A 2635-nucleotide genomic window follows, 5' to 3' on the forward strand; every position below is an offset into this window, starting at 1 on the left:
TCGCCCATGCGCGCCGTTCGGCTTCCTTGTCGGAAACCCCGCGCTTCTCGTAGCCTTCTGCGATGTGATCGGCCTTGCGTTCCTGTTTGTCGGTGTATTTCGATTTGTCACCGCGTGGCATGATTTTTTCTCCTTTGTTGGATAGGGTCTGAACGAAAAGCCGGCTAGAGAGTTCCGGCGCCCACGATATTTCAGCTAGCGCTTGTCAGGCTTTGGAGACCGCAGCAGCAAGGCGAGGGGGACAAACAACGCCGTCACGATTGCGCAGTAGCGAAAGACGTCGACATAGGCGAGCAGCGAAGCCTGGCGCGCGATCAACTGCCCAATCCAGCCGACGGCCTGTTGCTTGGCCTGGAGCATAGTCGATCCCTGGGCAACGAAATGCTCGGTCACCTGACGCAGCGCCTGTTGGTATTGAGGAGACGATTGTGCCGTATGACTGACAAGGTTTGCCTGGTGGAGCTGCGCGTTCTGAGCGATCACCGTGTTGGATAGCGACACGCCAATGCTGCCGCCGATGTTGCGGGCAACATTGATCAGCGCCGATGCCTGATTGGTCTGCTGCGGAACAAGGCCGACGTAAGCGGCCGTCGAAATGGGGATGAACAGGAACGGCAGGCCAATCATCAGGAAGATGCGCGCAAAGGCAAAGAAGCGGAAGCTGGCGTCCGGGGTGAGCGACGTCATATGCCACAGCGCGACCACCACAACGGACATGCCCATCATGATCAGATATTTGGGCTGCACGACGCCGGCGGCAAATCCCGAAATCGGCATCAGCATCAGCATGGCGATGCCGCCCGGCATCATCGAGAGGCCCGACAGGGTCGCCGTATAGTCGAAAGCGGTCTGCTGCAGCTGCGGCATCAACTGTGTGGTGCTGAACAGCACGGCGCCGACCGCCATCATCACCAGGAACGACGTGCCGAACTGACGGCTGAACAGCAGGCGGATGTCGACGACCGGATCGCGGTGACTGAACTCCCATGGGATCAGCAGCAAAAATGAGATCGCCGAAATCGCGGCAAAGGTAGTGATAAAACCTGATGCGAACCAGTCGTTGCGCTGGCCTTCATCAAGGAAGATCTCCAGGCAGCCAAGTGCCGTGGCGACCAGGATGAACCCGACCCAGTCTATCCGGAGGCCGCCCTTCAACCGTTCCTGCCGTTCGCGTTCGAGCACATCAGGCTCGACCAGCAGCCACTGCACGAGGGCAAGCGACATGATGCCAAACGGCACGTTGATGAAGAAGATCCAGTGCCAGGAAAAATTGTCGGTCAGCCAGCCACCGATGGTCGGCCCGACGGTCGGCGCGACGATGACGGCGATGCCATACAGCGCGAACGCCTGCGAACGTTTTTCCGGGGGAAAGGTGTCGGCGAGGATCGACTGTTCGCTGGGCGCCATGCCCCCGCCGCCAAGGCCTTGCAGGATCCTGAAGACAATCAGCATCTCCAGGTTGGGCGCCAACCCGCACAGCAGCGATGCTATGGTGAAGGTCGCCACGCAAAACATGTAATAGCGCTTGCGGCCGATGACGCTGGCCAGCCAGCCGCTGACCGGGATGATCACGGAATTGGCGACCAGATAGGTGGTGATCACCCAGGTGCTTTCGTCCATTCCCGCCGCCAGGCTGCCGGCGATGTTGCGCAGGGCGACGTTGGCGATCGAGGTATCGAGCACCAGCATGAAGGTGGCGATCGAGACGATGACCGCGATGAGCCAGGGGTTGCGGCCACCGGCGGCGGACCGGCTTTCGCTCGCGCCACCGGCCATTTCGACGGCGCTCATCTCACCTTGACTGTCGGTACAACCGACAGGCCCGGACCGAGCAGCACGCCCGGCGGTTGGTCGAAGACGATCTTGATCGGCACGCGCTGCACCACCTTGACGAAATTGCCCGTGGCGTTCTCGGCCGGCAGCAGGCTGAAGGCCGTGCCACTGCCTGCCTGGATGCTGTCGACGCGACCGTGGAAGGCCTTTTCGGGATAGGCGTCGATCTCGATGTCAACCGACTGTCCCGGCCGCATCAGGTCGAGTTGCGTTTCCTTGAAATTGGCCTTCACCCAGACTTCGTCGGGAACAAACATCATCAGCACCTGGCCGGGCTGAGCATACGTCCCGATGGCCGCCGAGATGCTGGTTGCCCGTCCGGCAACCGGCGCGGTGATGGTGGTGCGCGACAGTGTGGTGCGCGCCTGCTCCTGAGTGGCGTTGGCCTGATTGAGTTTTGCTTGCGCGCTCTTTTCCTGCGCCTGCAAAACAGTGACCTGGCTTTTCGTGGCAGCCACGTTTGCTCCAGCGCTGTCGAGGGCCGCCTGATCCTGACGCAGCGTCGAAGCGGCCTGTTCGGCCTGCTGTTGAGTGGAGGTTCCCTTGGCCAGCAGCTCGCGGTTGCGCTGGTCCTCAGCCTTGGCAAAATCGAGCGCGGCCTGGGCTTGCGCCACCTGCTTTTGTGCCGCATCGATCTTGGCGTTTTGTGCTTCGATCTGGGCTTCGACATCGACGATGCCGGCCTGGGCGGAAGCCACGCCGGCATTCGCCTCCGCGAGGCTCGCCTGATAGTCGCTGTCGTCGATACGCAGGAGCACGTCACCGGCTTTCACCGGCTGGTTGTCGGTGACCGCGACATCGG

Annotated in this window: 2 protein-coding genes and 1 pseudogene; all 3 read right to left on the reverse strand. The window is 61.4% G+C overall.

Annotation, left to right across the window (positions count from 1 at the left end; all coding sequences use genetic code 11):
* Positions 1-121, reverse strand: a pseudogene (locus EN935_RS42370) (plasmid stabilization protein); the annotation flags it as partial.
* Positions 122-195: 74 nt separating this feature from the next.
* On the reverse strand, positions 196-1791 hold the full coding sequence (locus EN935_RS30445; protein ID WP_164757505.1) for a DHA2 family efflux MFS transporter permease subunit: 1596 nt from the start codon (positions 1789-1791) through the stop codon (positions 196-198).
* Positions 1788-2635, reverse strand: an 848-nt coding sequence (locus EN935_RS30450; protein WP_164771465.1) for an HlyD family secretion protein, incomplete at its 5' end; no start/stop codon positions are given. The genes EN935_RS30445 and EN935_RS30450, both read right to left, overlap by 4 nt.

Origin of the sequence: Mesorhizobium sp. M7D.F.Ca.US.004.03.1.1, from assembly GCF_003998635.1 — a bacterium.
Classification (GTDB): Bacteria; Pseudomonadota; Alphaproteobacteria; order Rhizobiales; family Rhizobiaceae; genus Mesorhizobium; species Mesorhizobium loti.